Source organism: Leyella stercorea DSM 18206 (assembly GCF_000235885.1).
Lineage (GTDB): Bacteria > Bacteroidota > Bacteroidia > Bacteroidales > Bacteroidaceae > Prevotella > Prevotella stercorea.
The window spans coordinates 42,748-43,379 of the sequence record NZ_JH379449.1 but is presented as its reverse complement, the minus strand read 5'-3'; the positions used below and the strand labels follow the sequence as shown (position 1 = coordinate 43,379).

Annotated in this window: 2 protein-coding genes; both read left to right on the top strand. The window is 38.3% G+C overall.

From position 1 onward, the window contains the following. Positions 1–243: DUF6712 family protein (locus HMPREF0673_RS14560; RefSeq protein WP_007901582.1), on the top strand; the 243-nt coding region annotated here is incomplete at its 5' end. A 51-nt stretch (positions 244–294) separates the two neighbouring features. Then, on the top strand, positions 295–632 hold a 338-nt coding region (locus HMPREF0673_RS09670), incomplete at its 3' end, for a hypothetical protein (protein WP_007901581.1).

The window sequence follows — 632 nt, the reverse complement described above, 5'->3', positions numbered from 1 at the left end:
GACACCGCTCAATACAAGCGGATGTATCAGCGTATCTCTGCCATCGAGTTCTCTATACTCCGCACAGGTGAATATCCGATACCAAGCATCATCGACATCGTGAACAGCATACATTTAGCAAAGGGCAACGTATTCGCTGAATGGAAACAGTCTGACACCGCCAAACTCTTTGAAGACCATGGTTATAAAAATAAAAAGGAGTCAAGTGGTGATGTGACCCCGAAAAGTTGCATTTTTATGTAATATTCAAAGAAGTTGTGCGTTTTATAATAAAAGCCATAAAATATATAACAAATGAAAAAAAGACTATTTGCAACCATGTTGCTTTTTACTTGCATCTTATCATTAACTTCATGCAGCAAAGACGATGGTGATTGGGATGCCATGAAATGGGAAAAGAACAATTATGAAGAAGCACTAACACCAAGTTTTGGCAAGGCTATTGGCGTGCCAAAACTTGGCGGTACATATACTTTCAAATGCAAGAATTACAAGAATTTTTGGATTGAATACGTTAATGAACAGGTGCGTGATAAAACCATTAAATACGTTCCTGCGTATGATGACAAACTTTATTCCGAAGTTAAAGGCAGCTATACGTCTTCAAAGGTGGAAGGAAATACGCTCACTGT